Source organism: Pseudomonas sp. M5A4_2d, from assembly GCF_053345295.1.
This window is the reverse complement of record NZ_JBKEZW010000007.1, coordinates 366,676-385,073: the sequence shown is the minus strand read 5'-3', so window position 1 is coordinate 385,073 and position 18,398 is coordinate 366,676. Positions and strand designations below refer to the sequence as shown.

Here is an 18,398-nt window from a genome sequence, read left to right as displayed (position 1 = left end):
ACCTGATCCCATCCCGAACTCAGCAGTGAAACGATGCATCGCCGATGGTAGTGTGGGGTTTCCCCATGTGAGAGTAGGTCATCGTCAAGATTAAATTCCAGAACCCCTGTTTGCTAACGCAGACAGGGGTTTTGTTTTGGGCGGTCGAAAAGTGCTAAGCGGCTATCGGCATCCACAATGCACTTCAACATGAACGCACGCTGTCTCATATACAGCATCGCCCCGTATGTTTTTCGATAAGTCGCTCAATCCTTCCCGACAAATTTGCACAGTTATTTCTGAACCAGACCATTAGAATAGGCACCTAACCTTTTTTAGAATTAGAGCCCTATCTATGCCCGATCCGGTTGATACCCCCGAGGTGTCGGATTTACCACTGGATGATCTGGTGGCATGCCATGAGTGCGACTTGCTGATGCGCAAGCCAACGCTCGCCCTGGGCGAAAAGGCTCAATGCCCGCGCTGCGGCTACGAGCTCTATGCTCATCGCCACAATGTCGTCGAGCGAAGCCTCGCCTTGGTGATTGCCGCGCTGTTGCTGTACATCCCTGCGAACTTTTTACCGATCATGCAGCTCAATCTACTTGGGCAGTCGTCAGAGGACACCGTGTGGAGTGGCGTCGTCGGCCTGTTCGATACCGGTATGCAAGGTGTAGCGGCTGTTGTATTCCTGTGCAGCATGGGAATTCCCCTGCTCAAGTTGCTCTGCCAATTAGCGGTGCTGCTAAGCATTCGCTGGAAGATCGGGCGCAGTTATGGGCTGTTGCTCTATCGCATTTACCATCACTTGAAGGATTGGGGGATGTTGGAGGTCTACTTGATGGGTGTGCTTGTCGCGATCGTTAAACTCGCCGACATGGCCTCTATCACAATTGGCCTGGGTCTGACCTGCTTCGTCAGTCTATTAATCGTTCAGGTTCTGCTTGAGGTGGTGATGTCGCCCCACCAGATCTGGCAGGCATTGGCAGGAGAGGATGATCATGCGGGCGATTGATGCAGGCATTCTGATTTGTACCGAATGCCACGAGTTGAACAAGCAAGAGGCCGATACCGATGAGCAGCTCTGCACGCGCTGCGGTGCGCTGATCCATGCCCGTCGCCCCAATAGCCTCATGCGCACCTGGGCCTTACTGATCACTGCGGCGATCTTGTATATCCCCGCCAATCTGTTGCCAATCATGACCGTCAGCTCCCTTGGCCAAGGCGACCCCAGTACGATCATGTCGGGGGTGATTCAGCTGGTACAGCACGGTATGTTTCCCATCGCTGCCGTGGTGTTTATCGCCAGCATTCTGGTGCCGACGTTCAAATTGGTAGGCATTGGCCTGTTGCTGTTCTCGGTGCAGCGCCACCAACCGCTGTCCGCGCAGCAACGCATCGTTATGTACCGCTTTATCGAATTCATTGGCCGCTGGTCCATGCTGGATATCTTCGTGATCGCCATCCTGGTGGCGGTTGTTAACTTTGGGCGACTTGCCAGTGTCGAGGCCAATCTTGGCGCTGCAGCGTTCGCCAGTGTGGTGATCTTGACGATGCTTGCCGCAGTAACTTTTGATCCCCGACTGATTTGGGATAACACGGAGTCGGACGACGACCATGAGTGATTTGCCAAAAGCTAAAACCCGCCCAGCTTCCAATTGGTCGGCCATTTGGGTGTTGCCATTGGTCGCCCTGATTATTGGCGGCTGGTTAGGGTGGCGCGCCTATTCCCAGCAAGGTATTGAGATCCAGGTCCGCTTTGAAAGCGGCGAAGGCATCCAGGTCAACAAGACCGAAGTGGTCTACAAAGGCATGACCGTGGGCAAGGTCAAGACGCTGGCCCTGGACGACGAGGGCAGCAATCGCGGTGTGATCGCGACCATTGAGATGAACAAGGATGTCGAGCAATACCTCAAGACCAACACACGTTTCTGGCTGGTCAAACCCAGCGTCAGCCTCGCTGGCATCACGGGTCTGGAAACCCTGGTCTCGGGTAACTACATTGCCGCCAGCCCTGGCGATGGTGAGCCCACTCGCAAATTCAAAGCGCTCTCCGAAGAGCCGCCTTTATCTGATGCCAAGCCCGGTCTCCACCTGACCATCAAGGCCGATCGCCTTGGCTCGCTCAACCGTGGCAGTCCGGTGTTCTACAAACAGATCCAGGTCGGTCAGGTCAAAAGCTACCTGCTGTCCGAAGACCAGAGCACTGTCGAGATCAAGGTCTACATCGAGCCGACCTACGCCAATCTGGTGCGCAAACACACACGTTTCTGGAACGCCAGCGGCATCAGCATCGACGCCAACCTCTCCGGCGTAAAAGTGCGCAGCGAATCCCTCTCCAGCATCGTCGCCGGTGGTATCGCGTTCGCCACACCCGAGAATCGCAAGGACAGCCCGCCGACCGACCCGAGCCTGCCGTTTCGCCTCTACGAGGACTTCGACGCCGCCGCAGCCGGCATCAAGGTCAAGGTCAAGCTCACCGATTTCGAGGGCCTGCAAGCCGGGCGTACTCCGGTCATGTACAAAGGCATCCAGGTCGGTAGCCTGAAAACCTTGAAGATTGACCCGGACCTGTCCAGTGCCAACGCCGAGCTGACCCTCGATCCGCTCGCCGAAGATTACCTGGTACAGGACACCCAATTCTGGGTGGTCAAACCGTCCATCTCCCTGGCAGGCATCACGGGCCTGGAAGCCCTGGTCAAAGGTAACTACATCGCCATCCGCCCCGGCGACAAAGGCAGCGCACCACAACGTGAGTTCGTCGCCAGAGCCAAAGCGCCGCCGTTGGACCTGCGTTCCCCAGGCTTGCACATGGTGCTGTTCACGGACAACCTTGGCTCCTTGGATGTCGGCAGCCCGATCCTCTATAAGCAGGTCAAAGTAGGTTCGGTGCAGAGCTACCAGTTCTCGCGCAAGAACAAACAACTGGTCATCGGTGTTCACATCGAGAAGGAATACGAGAACCTGGTCAACGGCTCGACGCGTTTCTGGAATGCCAGCGGCGTCACGCTGACCGGCGGCCTCACCGGCGGCATCCAAGTTAAGAGTGAATCCCTCGCCAGCCTGATGGCCGGTGGTATCGCCTTCGAAACGCCGGAACCGAATGTGCCGCTGAAAAAACGCATCCCGCGTTTCCGTCTGTTCACTGATCATGAAGCTGCCAATCAACATGGCACCCTCGTGACCATCAAGGTTGATCGCGCCGACGGTTTGCGCGCGGGCACGCCAGTGCGCTTCAAAGGCCTGGATGTGGGCAAGATCGAGCACGTCGACCTCAGCGCCGACATGCAGTCAGTCCTGCTCAGCGCCCGTATTACCCAAGTGGCTGATCGGATCGCGCGCGCAGGCAGCCAGTTCTGGGTGGTCAAGCCTGAGCTGGGTTTGATGAAAACCTCAAACCTGGAAACCCTGGTAACCGGCCAATACATCGAAGTGCTGCCCGCCGCGAAAAACCTAGGGCCGCAAAAAAGCTTCGTCGCATTGGACAAGCCACCGGAGGCTGTTCACCAGGAGGAAGGCCTCAGCCTGGTACTCAGCGCTGCACGCCGTGGCTCGCTGAAAGAGGGCGTTCCGGTCACTTACCGCGAAGTCACCGTCGGCAAAGTCACTGGCTACGAGCTGGGCCAGACCGCCGACCGCGTGCTGATCCACATCCTGATCGAACCCAAGTATGCGCCGCTGGTGCGTGGTGGCAGTCGCTTCTGGAACACCAGCGGTTTTGGACTCGACTTCGGCCTGTTCAAAGGTGCGACGGTCCGCACCGAATCCCTGGAAACCCTCGTTGCCGGCGGCATCGCCTTCGCAACGCCAGAAGGCGAGCGTATGGGCAACGCCGCCCGTCCGCAGCAAACCTTCCCGTTGTTCGACAAGTTCGAAGATGAATGGCTGACTTGGGCGCCTAAAATCCCGCTCGGCAAATAAACCGAGGCGTGGCCTTCGCGAGCAAGCCCGCTCCCACATTCGACCGCGTTCCTACAGGATAAACGCGGTCAAAAGTGGGAGCGGGCTTGCTCGCGAAGAGGCCCTCAAAAACACCGTAAAAAAAGGCCGCGATCCATAAGATCGCGGCCTTTTTGCATTTCAGCGCAGTGGATTAAACCGCATCCAACTCCGGCTCATCCGCCTGCACATTCACCGTTGCCTTCACCGCATCGTGACGACGGATGTACTTCCAGTCCGCCTCGTCGATGTAGATGCCATTCGGCCCGCTGCCGCCTTCCAGGTCGATCGCCACCTGGGCGGACACCTGCGGCTTCACACTGGCCAGGATCGGCACAAAGCCCAGCTGCAAACTGGTTTCCAGCAGCGCCGCCTGGTTCTTCTCGTCGATGTCTGCCGCTTCATCGAGGTAGTACGGCAAGCGCACACGACCGGCCTGGTCACGGTCCATCAAGTGCAGCAACAAATACATGTTGGTCAGTGCCTTGATGGTCATGGTAGTGCCGTTCGACGCCGCGCCATCAATGTCGGTGTGAATCACGGGCTGACCGTTCACCTTGGTGATTTCGAACGCGAGCTCAAACAGGTCCTTGAGGCCCAACTGGTTATGGTTGGCAGCCACCAGGCGCGCGAGGTATTCCTTGGCCTCTTCGTTCTTGTTGTCCTGCTCGGCGCTCTGGCTGAGGTCGAACACCGACAAGGTTTCGCCTTCTTCATATTGACCGGCACTGTGGATGATCTGGTCGATATGCTTGAGGGCTTCCTTGTTCGGCGCCAGCACGATACGGAAGCTCTGCAGGTTGGAGACCTGGCGCTTGTTGATCTCGCGGTTGAACAAGGCCAGTTGGTGTTCCAGGCTGTCGTAGTCGCTGCGGATATTGCGCAGGGTCCGCGCGATATCGGTGACCGCTGCGCGGCGTGCCTTGCCCAGCGTCAGGGCTTCATCGGTGCGGTGCGCATAGGCGTTGATCAGCAGTTGCAGGCGACGCTCCACGTCATCCTCGCTGTCAAACTTGGCCACACCCTTGAGGCGCACTTGGGCGTAAAGCGCTTCGATCTGGCCATCGGCGCGCAGCAAACCTTGCCAGCTGTCCTGATAGTCGTTGAGCAATGGCAGCAAGTTGTCCATGGAGTCGTCGACCGGGTCCATGAACGGTGTGCCGAACGGCAAGTCCGCCGGCAGTAACTGACGGCGGCGCAGCGCGTCATCCAGCGTGCGCTGTTTGGCTTCCATATCGCCGATCTGACGCCCGACCAATTGCAGCTTGGCCGACAGCTGTTGGACGCGCTCGGTAAACGCATCGCTGGAGCGCTTGAGTTCATCCTGCGCCGCTTCCATCTGCGCCAGGTTTTCCAGTTTCTCGCCTTCCTCGGCACTCAGGGTTTGCGCGCGGCGGAAATCTTCCAAAGCCTTCTGCGCATCCAGCACTTGCTGGTAAAGCGCTTCGGTCTGCGTCTTGCTCGCCGCCCGGTCAGAGGCTACGGCCTGTTGGGTCTTGAGCTGCTTGAGTTCTTTTTCCAGGCGCTCTTTCTGGTCGCGCAACGCCGCGCGATCCGCCAGCGCCTGCAATGCAGGTGGTTCGATGTGGGAGATGTCGATGGACAGCCCCGGTACTTCAAAACGCTCGCCTTTGAAGCCGTCGAGAATCTGCTCCAGGGATTTGACCCACTGGCCGTCCTCATCCAGCGTGATGCCGTGTTCGCCCAATGGCAGGCTGAACAACGAACTGTTGAACAGACGCATCAGGCGCTCGACGTCCTGCTGTGAGAATTCTTCGCGCAGTTTGGCGTAGCTGTTGTTGTCCGCGTGGTCGAGCTGCTGCTTGACCGACTTCAGGCGTTTTTCCAGGTCGCGCAAACGCTCGTCCAAATCCTCGGCGCTGAACTGCCGCGACTGCGCCAGGGCGCCCGCCAGTTCATCGTGGGCATCTTTGGCCGCCAGCAGTTGCTGCTCCAGCACCTTGACGTCATCCACCAGTGCAAAGCGATGCTTGAGTACGGACAATTCGCCCAGCCAACGCTGGATGCCGCTGATTTCCCGCTCCAGGCGCATCAGCTCCTGGGTGCCGCCACGTTGATCGTTTTGCAGCGCGTCCTGCTCGTTGCGGTAGTGCTCCGCCTGGATCGTCAGTTCTTCCTTGCGCGCACTGGCGTAGTCCGACCAAGTGCCGAGCAGCGAGTCCAGCAGCGGCGACAGGCGATGCAATTTGCCGCGTAAAATGTCGCGCTGTTTTACGCCATTGGCGAGCGCTTCCACCAACGGCCCGGCAGCCACCAGCGAGTTGTAATCCTGCTCCATGCGTCGCACGTCGCGGAAGGCTTCTTCGCACGCCGCGATGTAATCAACACTGCCGGAACGCAGGCTGTGTTCGAAAGCATCCAGGAACAGTTGCTTGAGCTTGGCCGCGGTGATTTCGCGCATATGCAGCAGGTTGATAAACAGCGCGCGGAAGGTCTTCAGGCTCTGTTCGCTGGTGGAGCGCAGCGGAATCAGGGTCAGGTCCAGCGGCACCGACGTGTGGCCGCCTACCAGCAAGCGGCGCAGTTCATCCGGCTTGAGTTCGTAGGCTTTCAGGCCTTCGCGTTCAAGGTTGGTGAACAACTCTTTCTGGCGCAGGCAGGTGTCGTTTTTCTGGTAGTGGGCCAGGTCCAGCTTGCCCGCATAGGCAAAGAACTGGTGACCGAAACCACCGCCCGGGCCGCGCCCGACCACGCCGATCACGTGCGGGCCGTGGGGCAGCGAGACTTCCACCAGGATGTAGCTGGTGTCAGTCGCAAAGTAGAACCGCCGCGATTGCTCCAGGGTGTACTTGCCAAAACTCATGTCCGACATGCGTGCCAGAATCGGGAACTGCAGGGCGTTGATCGAAGCGGATTTACCCAGGTTGTTCGCACCGTACACCGACAGCGGCTCTTCCAGTGGGAACAAACCCAAACTGTAACCGGCGGTGTTCAATAGGGCGAAGCGGCGGATGCCGTAGCGTTCCTTACTCATGCGTCGGTCTCCTGTTCTTCGGCAATGGCACGGGCCAGGGCGTTTTCTTCGCTTTCTTCCGAGAAGTCACTCAGGTCGAGGGGGTCATCGGTCTTGAGCAGTTTTTCATCGCTGTCATCATCGATGATCACCGGCGCCGGCAATGGCAACACGCTGTGCACGCTGGCGGCAAGGTCGCGGTCCTGCTGCACCGATAGGCACACATCGAGGAATCGGTGCATCGGCGGCAGGAAGCGATAGATGCCGTTGTCCTCGCTGGCAAAACCCAGCTGGGTCATGCGGCGCATGATTTTTTCTTCGAGCTCTTCCTGGGTCTGCACTTCGGCCTGGATAAACAGGTCGCGGTACTTCTCCAGCAACGACGGCAATTCATCGCGACCCAGGCTGCCACCGTCGAGCACAGCGATCGGGTCGCGACCCTGGTCAGCCAAATGCTCGACGATGATGAAGGTGAACAACGCCAGGCGCTGGGCGGTCTTGTTCACCTGCGCGCTGGCAATGGCGGAGTCCGGCACGAAGTAGTAGAAACCGCGCGTATCGCATACCAGCTCGAAGCCCAGGGCCTTGAACAGCGTGCGGTACTGGTCCTGGAAGTTCGACAGTTGCGCATACAGCTCCGGGTCACGGCGGCTGACGTGATAACCCTTGAACAGCTCGCGAAAGATCGGCGCCAGCTGGGACAGTTCGGATAGATCAAGATGCATAAGGGGTGCTCGCAGAATTCTCGACGGCGTCAGTGCCAGCCGGGAGCAGGGCGAATGAGCGCAGGCTGACCTGGTGCTCGTGTGTGTGGTAGTCGCGGCGTTCCAGGCGTTCGCGCTTGAAACGTTTCTCGCGTGAGAGTCGCGAGAACCAGTACAGCAATTCGTCGGTGGCTCCGTCCGGCTCCTGCTCCAGCAGCCAGGTCATCAGGTCCTGCATCGGCAACGCGTCTTCGCAGCGCTCGAGCATTTCCTTGACCGTGCGCGGTGCACGCTGGGCTTCGCCCTTGTGGGATTTGTGCGCCTTGGGGAACCGCGCCGGTTTCGGCTCGAAATTCGCCAGGGCATACACATACGCTTCGACCTGGCTGGCGCTGCCGAGGAAGGTGCTTTGTGGCCGGGTGAACATCGGCATTGCTGCCTGTGGCACCGCGTCCAGGCCTTTACGGCGGATGGCCGATAGCGCCAACGCCGCGCCACGGGTCACGGCATTGTGCCGACGCGCTTCTTCACGCAACGGCAACAGCAGTTCGCGGGCATGACGCAAGGTCAACTGGGCACTGGTCTGCATTTCGAGGATGCGCGCGTGGGTGCGCAACAGCATGTCGTCGTCGACCAGGTGGCCGAGGCGCTGTTGCTCGGTCAGCATGCGCAACAGTACGTTTTCGACCTTGCGCACGCCTTGTTCGAAGGCGCCGTCGGCGTTCACCAGTTGGATCATCGGTTCGACGTATTCGTCCCAGGTTGCCAATACCTCGGCATAACGCTGGCGCAACGGGATCTGGCGGTCGCTGGTCTTGGCGCGGTCGGCCACGGCAGCGAGGGCCTGTTCGTCGTTGGCGAGTTTTTTCAGCACATCGCGGACGCGCATATCCAGCAGGCGCAGTTGACGGGCCAGGTCGTGGCCGTCACGGATGTCGAAGGCGTCCTGGATATAGCCGGCCAGACGCTCGAGGTGGCGCAGGTAGGCTTCGATTTCCAGGCACAGGCCAAGCCGGTGCTCCTTGCGAAGATACGCCAGGAAGTCGTGGATCTGTGCATTGAGCTCGAAACGGTTCGGGCTCTTGGCGACAGGCACCAGGATATCCAGGCGAATCCACACGTCCAGCAGGCTGGTGATGTCCTGGGGCGTGCTGTCCAGTTGTTGGGCGGCCAGTTGTGCGCGCAGCTCGCCAAGGCTCAAGGTGCCTTGGTCGAAGTGTTCGCACAGTGGCTCAAGTAAGGCCCAGTGTTCGGCGAGGGCGCGCAGGACGCGCTTGGGTTCGATCATGGGAATGGCCGGCTGGTTGGCGATTAAAAGTCGCGATTGTACTGCATCAGGCGCGGGATTTATCCACAGCCGGTCAGTGCGCAGTGGGCGATTGTTACCGAACAGCGGTAGAATCCCCGCTCTTTACTTATCCACAAGTGGCCGAGCTGTGCTTATCGAGTCCCGACGTCGCGCTTACTTGACCGCCATGCAGGTGGTCAACTGGCTGCCCCGCACCGAACTGCCGTTTGCCGCCCCGTCGCGGCCCGAGCTGCTGCAGGCGCCTGAGCCTTATGAGGCGTTCGAGGTTTCAGGGGAGGAGGCGGCGGCGCCGGTGGCGGTGGTCAAGCCCGTTCCCGAGGCGCGTCCTGTGGTCGAGCGGGCGAAGATCGAAGTACCGCGCCCTTCACCCGTAGCCAAACCCGTGGTGGCCGAAGAGGCCGCGCCGGTGGTCAAGGCCCCGGTGGTGCCGCCGCCACGCTTTGCCCTGCAATTACTGCGGGCCGGGCGTTGCCTGCTGTTGGTGGAATTGCCCACTGGCGAACGCTTCCAGACCCGCGACCCGGCCTACATGCTGCTCAAGGACATGCTGCGCGCCGCCGGCCTGCCCGACAGCCCGCAGATCGTCGGCGACCCGGTGCGCTGGCCGCTGCTGGTGCGCGGCACCATGGACCAGGGCCCGGAAGCCGCGCGGGATTTTGTACAAGGTTTTGTGTCGGCGCGCCTGGAAGACGAACCCTGCGTGTGCCTGTGGTTGATCGGCCTGCCCGCTGTGCGTTTTGCCGGCGAAGCGAATGCCGAAGCCTGGTACCGCGAACTGCAGGTCGAAGGTCTGGGCTCGGTTTGGGCCCTGCCGGGCCTGGAATTATTAATGGAAGAGCCACAGCGTAAGGCTGATGTCTGGCAAGCCATGCGCCGGCTGATGGCGCGCTGGAAAAGTACCGATGAGTGAAGCTTTATCCTTTCGCCCGATGACCGAGGCGGACCTCGACGCTGTACTGAAGATTGAATACGCGGCGTTCAGCCATCCCTGGACCCGCGGGATTTTTCTCGATGGGCTGGGCAAGTACCAGATCTGGCTGATGTTCGAGGGCGAGCAGCAGGTGGGCCACGGTGTGGTGCAAATCATCCTTGATGAAGCGCATTTGCTGAACATCACCGTCAAGCCGGAAAACCAGGGCCGTGGTTTGGGCCTGGCGCTGCTGGAACACTTGATGTCCCGCGCGTATGCCGCCAAAGCCCGGGAATGCTTCCTGGAAGTGCGCGACAGCAATACCGGCGCGTTCCGCCTGTATGAGCGCTACGGTTTCAACGAGATCGGCCGTCGACGCGATTACTACCCCGCCGTGGGTGGGCGCGAAGATGCAGTCGTAATGGCTTGCACCTTAGTCGACTAAGACACAAAACCCCTGTGGGAGCTGGCTTGCCTGCGATAGCATCCCCTCGGTCTCACTGAGACACCGAGGCACCAGCATCGCGGGCAAGCCCGGCTCCAACAGGGGCGGTGGTATGTCAGCGGTTACCGTCTACCGGGTCGATATCCGCCAACTCGGCTTCATCCAGCCCATTCCCGCCGCCGATCTCATCTTCATCGACGATGCTCAAATCGTAATCCGCCGGGCTGTCTTCACCTTCTTCCCGAGCATCCCGTGCGCCGTCCTCATGAATCAGCGTTTCCGGGCTCATGTCATCATCGGTGGGTTCGTGGTCATCCGTTGAAGCGCCGGTCATCCCGGCTTCACGTACCCGCTCGTCGGGCATCAGGTGTTCACGCTCACCCGGTGGGATTTCATCGCCGATTTCTGCCGTCGGCGCTTCTTCGTCAAAATCCAGCTCATGTATCGAGCCCATGCGGTCTTCCTTGTCATCAATGGGTTCCGGCTGCGTAGCGCCGTAGGGACGTCGTGAATCTGTCATGGCCAATCCTCATGCTGTGGGGCTTATAGTGTGTGGACAGGCATGGCTCCCCAAAGATTCAAGCTAATTAACGCCGGTCTATTCTTTAAACCGGGCGTGACCCGGACGAGCGGTCGTCTGTCAAAGCTGCGCATCATTCCTGAGGCTTTCCCTGATGAACGAACTACAAGACCTGCTTGATAACAACGAACGCTGGGCGGATGCGATCAAACAGGAAGATCCCGAATTCTTCGCCAAGCTCGCCCGCCAGCAAACCCCGGAATACCTGTGGATCGGCTGCTCCGACGCCCGTGTACCGGCCAACGAAATCGTCGGCATGTTGCCCGGTGATCTGTTTGTGCACCGCAACGTGGCCAACGTGGTATTGCATACCGACCTTAATTGCCTGTCGGTGATCCAATACGCGGTCGACGTGCTCAAGGTCAAACATATCCTCGTGACCGGCCACTACGGCTGCGGCGGCGTGCGCGCGTCCATGCAGGACCGCCAGTTCGGCCTGATCGATGGCTGGCTGCGCACCATTCGTGACCTCTACTACGAAAACCGCGAACTGTTGGCCCAGTTGCCGACCGAAGAAGAACGTGTCGACCGCCTTTGCGAGCTGAACGTGATTCAACAGGTGGCCAACGTGGGTCACACCAGCATTGTGCAAAACGCCTGGCACCGTGGGCAGAGCCTGTCGATCCATGGCTGTATCTATGGCATCAAGGATGGCCGCTGGAAGAGCTTGAACACCACCATCAGTGGTTTCGAGCAACTGCCACCGCAATATCGCTTGCGGCCATTGGGCGAGGTCTAAGGCCGTTTGCGCAGCCGCCATTGGGCCATGAAGGCCTGACCGTCGGCGTTCAAGGGCTCTGCACTGCCGGTGATCCACCCCCGGCAGTTGAGCTCGCCGCATTGGCAGGCGAACTGCCGGAACACCGCGTCCTCGGTATTGGCGTAATCCATCGTCAGCAGGTCGCCTGCAGCGATGGCTTGCACCGTCCAGACTTCCAGGTAAGTGGCATCGAAAAACACGTTCGGGTTGCAGGAATGCGACAGCAGGCCGCTGAACCACGGGTCATACAAGTGGATGCGTGATGACAGTTGCAGGGTATGCAAGCGTCGCTCGCTCAGGGCGTAACCGGAGACTCTGGCAATGCGCAGGCGGCTGTCAAAGGCAATGCACGCCTTGATGACGGCGCCTGGCCCATTTGCGTCCTGTGCGATCTGGAAGTGTTTGGTCGAGGGGTAACCCTGTTCAACGAGCACCGTCTTGAAGGGGTAAAGGCCGTCACTCACAGCGGTGTTAGCCTTATCCATGGCTTGAGTTTTCATGACTCTCCTGGGTTGGGCTGCATCGACCTGCGAGTGGGGGCTGACTATCAGTCTTGCAGCGGATGGGTGCCACTCAAGACTCGCTGATATTGGATCCGATTTCTACTGTCAACTCTGACAGTAGAAATCGGTTATAGCCTGTTCGGCTTACAGCGCCGGGGCCATGACCGCCGGGGTTGGAGCAGCGTCCTTCAGTTGTTTCAACTGAGCCTTGATGACGGGGGTGGCGCATTTGGCGTTGGCTTGTTCCGGGGTCAGATTGCGCACCGAGGTATAGAACAACTCACAGGTCTGTTCCTTGCGCGTGACCTGCCAGGTATTCATGCAAGCCTTGAGCAGTACATTCGCATCGCTGGCGGGTTTCTGCCCCATGCCGGCTTGCCAGCAGGCGGCGCTCAGGTCCTGCCCCATCACCTTCAAGCCGGCCTCATCGGCTTTCTGTTCATTACCGTCGTAGGTTGCAGGGTCTGCCGCATACCAGATGTAACTCGGGTGGTTGGCGCCCAATACCGACACGGTCTTGCCCGCTGTCGGGCTGATCTGCGCCAGGCCCAGCACGCCCACGGTCTGGCCGTATTGTTGCTTGATCCAATTCCGCACCGGTGCGCCGAACGCCACCATCGGCAACGAGCCGTTGGCGCGCAGGCTCAACTCCTTGACCATGCGGGTCTGGTAATCGGCGAAGTAGCTGTAAACGTTTTCGAGGTCCTTGCCCGCATTGGAGGGCGCGGCGATCGGTGCGATATCGATGATGGTCTGGTAGGCCGGCGTTTCGGTGGCAGGGATGCCATTGTCGGTGAGCAACGTGGCCCAGCGGTCGGTGGTTGCCGATTCCAGGTAATCCTGGGCCTGGGTCAGCGAATAGTCCGGCGGGAAGTGCAGCAGTTCGATGCTCTTGCGATTTTCCAGGGCCATGCCCAGCGGCAGGAACAGGTACCAGTTGTAAGCCCACTTGCCGTCGCTGTTGAGTTTGCTGGCGCCTTGGTAGGCCAGGTCGGCGGTATTGAGCAGCGTGGTCAGCGGCTGGCCGTAGTGGTCGGGCACGCCGCTGAAGGTGGCTGAGACCTGGCCGTCATGGGTTTTCACACTGACCTTGGCGCGGCTGTACCCGTCGCGCTGCAGGCTCTGGTTCAGATAATGCTCGGCGGTCTGCTCCAGCGTCCATGGCCGAAAGCAGATCACGTTGCAGTTATTGGGGAACGCAAACAACTGGGTGACCCGTTGCGTGCTGCCCAATGGTACTTCGATGTCGGCCTGTACGACCGCACTGGCCAGCAGTGCGGCCAGGGTGAAGGACAGCCTGGTCGGTTTGAACATAGTTGTTTCCTTGTCAGCGAAAGCCCGTCTGCTCGGGGTGAAAGCCCACTTCCACACAGTAGCGGTTGACCAGGAAAACCGCGTGCTAAATCGCTGGGCATGTCGCTATTGGATAAGAAAACCTACACCTTGAACTGCAAGGCGTTGCTCAGATCGCCCATGGGCTTCTGGCCGCGCGCAATCATTGCGTCGTCGCGCAGCTTGAGGCCGTCCAGTTTCTCCAGCTGGAACACCCGGGTGATCAAGCGCAGGATCGACGCGGTGTCGTAAACCGTATGGTCCACCGTGCCTTTGCGTGCAAACGGCGAAATAACCAACGCCGGGATACGCGTGCCCGGGCCCCAGCGGTCGCCTTTAGGCGGTGCGACGTGGTCCCACCAGCCGCCGTTCTCATCGACGGTGATGATCACGACCATGTTTTTCCACTGCGGGCTCTCCTGCAACACTTTCAGGGCGCGGGTGATATGGCGGTCGCCCGAGGCCACGTCGGCGTAACCGGCGTGCATGTTGAGGTTGCCCTGGGGTTTGTAGAAACTCACCGCTGGCAGTGTTCCCGCCTGGGCATCAGCCAGGAAGTGATTGGTGCTTGGCTCATCGCCCAGGCCGCCGTCGCGCAGGCGTTTCTTGCGCTCCGCCGGGTTTTCCGGACCTTGCTGCTTGAAGTAGTTGAACGGCTGGTGGTGATACTGAAAGCTGGGGATCTTCGGAATCGCCAGCGAATCCTTGTGCTCGTCGATCGTTGCCTGCCAGGCACCGCCGTACCAGGCCCAATCGACGTTCTTCTTCGACAGCTTGTCGCCGATGTGTTCGTGAGACTGCGGCACCAGCACGCTGGGCAGGTCGGGCTTGGCGTAGTCCGGGCGCTCCGGGTCGCGGATCCAGGTGGGCCAGTACGGTGGCGCCATGGTGTTTACCGAATAGCCGTCCGGCGTCAGCGCGCTGGGCCCGAACTGCGGCGGGCCGGTCATGGCGCTGGCCGGTGACTTGTCCAACGGCTTGAGGCGCGTGTCGGTTGGGTCGTCGCTCTGCAGCGTGGCGATCTGCGATTTAGCCACCGAGTTGGCGGCGTCCGGGTAAAACGGCACTTGAGCACTGATCAAGTATTGGTGGTTGAGGTACGAACCGCCAAAGGCACCCTGGAAGAAGTTGTCGCACAGCACGAACTCCCTGGCGACGTCCCACAGGCGCAGCGAATAACGCGTTTGCGGGTAATGGCCAAGCGTCAGCGCACCGGAGTCGGCCCAGGCGACAAACAGGTCGTTCTTGCCCCCATTGATCTGCATCTGGTTCTGATAAAACACATGCCACAGATCGCGGGTGACCAGGCCCAGGGGCAGGTCTTCGCCGTTCGGCCCCTTCAGTGCATAGGGCGCGTTGGGCAAGTGTTCCTGATATTGGGTGGCGCTGGGGTAAAGCACCCCGTCAATTGTTTGCGGCCCTAGCTGAGTCACGCCGCCCCAGACTTCCGGCAGCGTCTCCAGCAGGCTGCCGTCGCGGTCGCGTTGCTGGTAGTCGGCGGGTTTGAGAGCGGACAGTGGGCTTTCCACGCCGGGGAAGTCGGCAAACAGGTTGTTGAAACTGCGGTTTTCGCCGTAGATCACCACCACATTCTTCACGTTGTCGTGCAAGGCCTTGTCCAGCTCGGCAGGCGACAGTTCGCGGGTGACCACCGGGCCAGGCGGTTCAGCGGGCCCACCGCAGGCGCTCAAGGTCGCCCCGGCGCCCAGTACGGCAACCCCTCCTAAAAAGCGCCGACGGCTTGAATCGGGGAGCGTGTCGGCGGCGTTTTTGGTTGCTTTCTGGTCTTCGGTTTCTTCGGTCATCCGAGGCTTCTCACTGCTGTTTTTGGTTTATTTGTTGCTGGATGTTTCGTTGAAAGGGCATCAAATATGGCAAAGCTTAAACGCTTCAGTCTATAAGGCGAGGCCTTAGGGCATAAGGGTTCTGATGATGACTATCGGGTTTCGTAACGGGGCCGCGCTGCAACGCATCGTGTGCACCTTGATCGGTTGAAGGCCGATCAAGGTGCAGGAGGCGTTGCCGGGCCTGAGGGCGAAGCTTAAGCAGGCAATGTGACAGAAGCGTTTACGGCATCACGGGAGGCAGGTATTTGAGCGTCGTGCCCAGCGCCCATAGCAGGAACAATACCAACGGCGTGTGCACCAGCAGTTGCACAAACGAGAAACCAATCAGGTCTCGCGCCTTCAGCCCCAACACGCCGAGCAACGGCAGCATATAGAACGGGTTGATCAAGTTCGGCAGCGCCTCGGCAGCGTTGTAGATCTGCACCGCCCAGCCCAAGTGGTATTGCAGGTCATTGGCCACTTGCATCACGTAAGGCGCTTCGATGATCCACTTGCCGCCGCCCGATGGAATAAAGAAACCCAGCACCGCCGAGTACACGCCCATCAACAACGCATAGGTGTCGTGAGAGGCGATGGAGGTAAAGAAGGTCGAGATATGGTGCGCCAGGGTCTGGCCGTCGCCGTCCTTGACCACGGTCATCAGCGCCGCGATGGAGCCATACAGCGGAAACTGGATCAGCACGCCGGTGGTGGTCGGCACGGCGCGGGCCACCGCATCGAGGAAACTGCGCGGGCGCCAGTGCAGCAGCGCGCCAACCATGATGAACAGGAAGTTATAGGTGTTCAGCCCCGAGATGGCGCTGATTGCCGGCTTGGTCGAGAACTCATGGAACAACCAACCGGCCGCCAGCAATGCCAGCAGAATGGTTAGCAGCGGGCTGTGTTCCAACCATTCACCCGGGCGGGTTGGCGCTTGAATCTTGGGCAGGTTGAAGGCCGGGTCGACGCCGCAGGCCTTCGCATCACGGGCGCTGTTCGGCCCTGGTGCGGTGGCGTAAGCGATGATCAGCGAGACCACGATCAACGCCAGCAACATCACCCCGGATTGCCACAGAAAGATCGTGTCAGTGAACGGAATCACCCCCGTAATCGACAGAATCGACGGCGGCAAGCTGGCCGGGTTGGCCTGTAGTTGCGCAGCCGACGACGACAGTCCCAATGCCCACACCGCGCCCAGGCCCAGGTAAGCGGCGGCACCGGCCGCGCGGTAGTCCATGCGTAAATCCGTACGGCGGGCGAGTGCGCGCACCAGCAAACCGCCAAACACCAGGGACAAGCCCCAATTGAGCAGGGAGGCGACCATCGAGATCAACGCCACCCACGCCACGGCCGAGCGGCCGTTTTTCGGGATGCGCGCCAAGCGATCGATCAGTTTTACCGCAGGTGGCGAACTGGCCACCACATAACCGCCGATCACCACAAAGGCCATCTGCATGGTGAACGGGATCAGGCTCCAGAACCCATCACCGAAGGCTTTGGCGGCCTCGGTCGGCGCGGCGCCCATGCCCAGGGTCGCCACGGCGACGATAATCACGGCGAGGGCGGCAAATACCCAGGAGTCAGGAAACCAGCGTTCGGCGAAGTTGGAGCAACGCAGGGCAAATCGGGCATAGCGGCTTTCTTCGATAGCATCGGCCACGAGTCTTTCCTCTTGTATTTATTATGGGTTTTGGCAGTTTTACGGCATGTTCCTCTACGCCCATTGTTTTGGGAATGTAGTTATCTTCATTGATCCATGAGTAAAACAAATATATCTGTCGCGATTGCCATCATTGGGCTCAGCTCATAACCTGCACGCCATTTTGTTTGTCTGCCGAGCCTCCACATGACTGCCACCTTTTCCCCACAGGCGCAGCGTTTTTCCCGCTCCGACTACAAAACACTGGGCCTGGCCGCCCTCGGCGGCGCCCTGGAAATCTACGACTTCATTATTTTCGTATTCTTTGCGCTGACCCTCAGCCAGTTGTTTTTCCCACCGGAAATGCCCGAGTGGCTGCGCCTGCTGCAAAGCTTCGGCATCTTCGTCACCGGTTACCTGGCGCGCCCGCTGGGCGGCATCCTGATGGCGCACTTCGCCGACCACCTGGGGCGCAAGCGCGTGTTCAGCCTGAGCATCCTGATGATGGCGTTGCCCTGCCTGCTGATCGGGATCATGCCCACCTACGCACAAATCGGTTATTTCGCGCCGCTGATCCTGCTGGTGCTGCGCGTGCTGCAAGGCGCTGCGGTGGGCGGGGAAGTGCCCAGCGCCTGGACCTTCGTCGCCGAACACGCGCCGCGTCATCACCGTGGGTATGCCTTGGGCTTCCTGCAAGCCGGCCTGACCTTCGGCTACCTGCTCGGCGCACTCACCGCGACATTGCTGGCGCAACTCTTCACCCCCGCCGAAATCCTCGATTACGCCTGGCGCTTCCCGTTCCTGCTCGGCGGCGTCTTCGGTGTGATCGGCGTGTGGTTGCGCCGCTGGCTTAACGAAACCCCGGTGTTCCTCGAAATGCAGGCCCGCCGCCAGGCCGCCGCCGAACTGCCTCTGCGCACCGTGCTGCGCGACCATCGCGCCGTGTTGCTGCCGGCAATGATCCTCACCTGCGTGCTCACCTCGGCCGTGGTAGTGCTGGTGGTCATCACCCCGACCATGATGCAAAAAACCTTCGGCATGAGCCCCAGCCACACCTTCGCCTTGAGCGCGCTGGGCATTGTTTTTCTGAATATCGGTTGTGTACTGGCCGGCCTGCTGGTGGACCGCATCGGTGCCTGGCGCACGGTGCTGGTCTATAGCCTGTTGCTGCCGGTGGGCATTGCGGTTCTGTATGCCAGCCTGATCAGCGGCGGTGTGTGGCTAGGGGCGGCGTATGCGGTGGCGGGCTTGAGTTGCGGGGTAGTGGGCGCAGTGCCGTCGGTGATGGTCGGCCTGTTTCCGGCGCCGGTGCGGGTCTCGGGGATTTCCTTCACCTACAACATTGCCTACGCGCTGTGGGCGAGTACCACACCGCTGTTGTTGATTGCGTTGATGCCGACGAGCCCGTGGATCTGCGTGGGCTATTGCGTGGTGATGGGGGCGGTGGGGGGGGCGAGTGTGGCGCTGTTTGGCAAGCGCCACACCTTGGCGACCTGAG

15 protein-coding genes and 1 rRNA gene are annotated in these 18,398 nt (G+C 60.0%); 8 read left to right on the top strand and 8 right to left on the bottom strand.

Annotation, left to right across the window (positions count from 1 at the left end; translation table 11 throughout):
* The 4 genes from rrf to ACLBW8_RS18890 all read left to right on the top strand — a co-directional run.
* Positions 1-90 (top strand): 5S ribosomal RNA (gene rrf, locus ACLBW8_RS18905); the annotation flags it as partial.
* 244 nt (positions 91-334) lie between these two features.
* Positions 335-994 (top strand): paraquat-inducible protein A, encoded by a 660-nt coding sequence (locus tag ACLBW8_RS18900; RefSeq protein ID WP_447806059.1) that lies wholly within the window; start codon positions 335-337, stop codon positions 992-994.
* A complete protein-coding gene (locus ACLBW8_RS18895) occupies positions 981-1,604 on the top strand; it encodes a paraquat-inducible protein A (RefSeq protein WP_221293826.1) in 624 nt (207 codons plus the stop codon). Before ACLBW8_RS18900 ends, ACLBW8_RS18895 begins: the two co-directional genes overlap by 14 nt.
* Positions 1,597-3,900, top strand: coding sequence for an MlaD family protein (locus tag ACLBW8_RS18890; RefSeq protein WP_447806058.1), 2,304 nt, complete (start codon positions 1,597-1,599; stop codon positions 3,898-3,900). The genes ACLBW8_RS18895 and ACLBW8_RS18890 overlap by 8 nt, the downstream gene beginning before the upstream one ends.
* Before the next feature lie 172 nt (positions 3,901-4,072).
* On the opposite strand, the gene mksF is transcribed toward ACLBW8_RS18890, so the two are convergent.
* The 3 genes from mksF to mksB are packed head-to-tail and all read right to left on the bottom strand — an operon-like array spanning position 4,073 to position 8,884.
* The gene (gene mksF, locus ACLBW8_RS18885; protein WP_064450538.1) at positions 4,073-6,913 is read right to left on the bottom strand and encodes an Mks condensin complex protein MksF; all 2,841 of its coding nucleotides are present in this window, start codon (positions 6,911-6,913) and stop codon (positions 4,073-4,075) included.
* The gene (gene mksE / locus ACLBW8_RS18880) at positions 6,910-7,617 is read right to left on the bottom strand and encodes an Mks condensin complex protein MksE (protein WP_447806057.1); all 708 of its coding nucleotides are present in this window, start codon (positions 7,615-7,617) and stop codon (positions 6,910-6,912) included. The genes mksF and mksE overlap by 4 nt, the downstream gene beginning before the upstream one ends.
* Positions 7,607-8,884 carry an Mks condensin complex protein MksB gene (gene mksB / locus ACLBW8_RS18875; protein ID WP_447806056.1) on the bottom strand — a complete coding sequence of 426 codons (1,278 nt, stop codon included), beginning with the start codon at positions 8,882-8,884 and terminating at the stop codon, positions 7,607-7,609. Before mksB ends, mksE begins: the two co-directional genes overlap by 11 nt.
* Before the next feature lie 187 nt (positions 8,885-9,071).
* Here mksB and ACLBW8_RS18870 point away from each other — a divergent pair, with 187 nt between their 5' ends.
* Positions 9,072-9,815, top strand: a complete 744-nt coding sequence (locus tag ACLBW8_RS18870) for an energy transducer TonB (protein ID WP_447806066.1) — start codon at positions 9,072-9,074, stop codon at positions 9,813-9,815.
* Complete coding sequence (gene rimI, locus ACLBW8_RS18865; protein WP_032886035.1) at positions 9,808-10,260, top strand: ribosomal protein S18-alanine N-acetyltransferase; 453 nt, start codon at positions 9,808-9,810, stop codon at positions 10,258-10,260. Before ACLBW8_RS18870 ends, rimI begins: the two co-directional genes overlap by 8 nt.
* Positions 10,261-10,375: 115 nt before the next feature.
* Here the strand turns inward: rimI and ACLBW8_RS18860 are convergent, their stop codons facing one another.
* Positions 10,376-10,780: a serine kinase/phosphatase gene (locus ACLBW8_RS18860; protein ID WP_447806055.1), complete on the bottom strand. Its 405-nt coding sequence runs from the start codon at positions 10,778-10,780 to the stop codon at positions 10,376-10,378.
* A 154-nt stretch (positions 10,781-10,934) separates the two neighbouring features.
* Here ACLBW8_RS18860 and can point away from each other — a divergent pair, with 154 nt between their 5' ends.
* Positions 10,935-11,579 carry a carbonate dehydratase gene (gene can, locus ACLBW8_RS18855; protein ID WP_064450543.1) on the top strand — a complete coding sequence of 215 codons (645 nt, stop codon included), beginning with the start codon at positions 10,935-10,937 and terminating at the stop codon, positions 11,577-11,579.
* Here can and ACLBW8_RS18850 read toward each other — a convergent pair.
* From ACLBW8_RS18850 to ACLBW8_RS18835, 4 genes are all read right to left on the bottom strand, one after another.
* Positions 11,576-12,100: an SET domain-containing protein-lysine N-methyltransferase gene (locus tag ACLBW8_RS18850; protein ID WP_447806054.1), complete on the bottom strand. Its 525-nt coding sequence runs from the start codon at positions 12,098-12,100 to the stop codon at positions 11,576-11,578. The genes can and ACLBW8_RS18850 overlap by 4 nt on opposite strands.
* Before the next feature lie 147 nt (positions 12,101-12,247).
* Entirely contained in the window at positions 12,248-13,417 is a 1,170-nt protein-coding gene (locus tag ACLBW8_RS18845; protein WP_447806053.1) for a hypothetical protein, read from the bottom strand.
* A 122-nt stretch (positions 13,418-13,539) separates the two neighbouring features.
* Positions 13,540-15,240, bottom strand: coding sequence for an acid phosphatase (gene acpA, locus ACLBW8_RS18840; RefSeq protein WP_064450546.1), 1,701 nt, complete (start codon positions 15,238-15,240; stop codon positions 13,540-13,542).
* 262 nt (positions 15,241-15,502) lie between these two features.
* The gene (locus tag ACLBW8_RS18835) at positions 15,503-16,921 is read right to left on the bottom strand and encodes a short-chain fatty acid transporter (protein ID WP_447806052.1); all 1,419 of its coding nucleotides are present in this window, start codon (positions 16,919-16,921) and stop codon (positions 15,503-15,505) included.
* A gap of 186 nt (positions 16,922-17,107) precedes the next feature.
* Here ACLBW8_RS18835 and ACLBW8_RS18830 point away from each other — a divergent pair, with 186 nt between their 5' ends.
* A complete protein-coding gene (locus tag ACLBW8_RS18830; RefSeq protein ID WP_447806051.1) occupies positions 17,108-18,397 on the top strand; it encodes an MFS transporter in 1,290 nt (429 codons plus the stop codon).
* Position 18,398 lies beyond the last annotated feature (1 nt).

Excerpts from the sequence above, each read along its gene's own strand:
- ACLBW8_RS18860 (WP_447806055.1), bottom strand. The coding sequence starts at position 10,780 with ATGACAGATTCACGACGTCCCTACGGCGCTACGCAGCCGGAACCCATT.
- ACLBW8_RS18890 (WP_447806058.1), top strand. The coding sequence starts at position 1,597 with ATGAGTGATTTGCCAAAAGCTAAAACCCGCCCAGCTTCCAATTGGTCG.
- can (WP_064450543.1), top strand. The coding sequence starts at position 10,935 with ATGAACGAACTACAAGACCTGCTTGATAACAACGAACGCTGGGCGGAT.
- ACLBW8_RS18895 (WP_221293826.1), top strand. The coding sequence starts at position 981 with ATGCGGGCGATTGATGCAGGCATTCTGATTTGTACCGAATGCCACGAG.
- ACLBW8_RS18830 (WP_447806051.1), top strand. The coding sequence starts at position 17,108 with ATGACTGCCACCTTTTCCCCACAGGCGCAGCGTTTTTCCCGCTCCGAC.
- mksF (WP_064450538.1), bottom strand. The coding sequence starts at position 6,913 with ATGAGTAAGGAACGCTACGGCATCCGCCGCTTCGCCCTATTGAACACC.
- ACLBW8_RS18870 (WP_447806066.1), top strand. The coding sequence starts at position 9,072 with ATGCAGGTGGTCAACTGGCTGCCCCGCACCGAACTGCCGTTTGCCGCC.
- mksB (WP_447806056.1), bottom strand. The coding sequence starts at position 8,884 with ATGATCGAACCCAAGCGCGTCCTGCGCGCCCTCGCCGAACACTGGGCC.
- rimI (WP_032886035.1), top strand. The coding sequence starts at position 9,808 with ATGAGTGAAGCTTTATCCTTTCGCCCGATGACCGAGGCGGACCTCGAC.
- acpA (WP_064450546.1), bottom strand. The coding sequence starts at position 15,240 with ATGACCGAAGAAACCGAAGACCAGAAAGCAACCAAAAACGCCGCCGAC.
- ACLBW8_RS18845 (WP_447806053.1), bottom strand. The coding sequence starts at position 13,417 with ATGTTCAAACCGACCAGGCTGTCCTTCACCCTGGCCGCACTGCTGGCC.
- mksE (WP_447806057.1), bottom strand. The coding sequence starts at position 7,617 with ATGCATCTTGATCTATCCGAACTGTCCCAGCTGGCGCCGATCTTTCGC.
- ACLBW8_RS18900 (WP_447806059.1), top strand. The coding sequence starts at position 335 with ATGCCCGATCCGGTTGATACCCCCGAGGTGTCGGATTTACCACTGGAT.
- ACLBW8_RS18850 (WP_447806054.1), bottom strand. The coding sequence starts at position 12,100 with ATGAAAACTCAAGCCATGGATAAGGCTAACACCGCTGTGAGTGACGGC.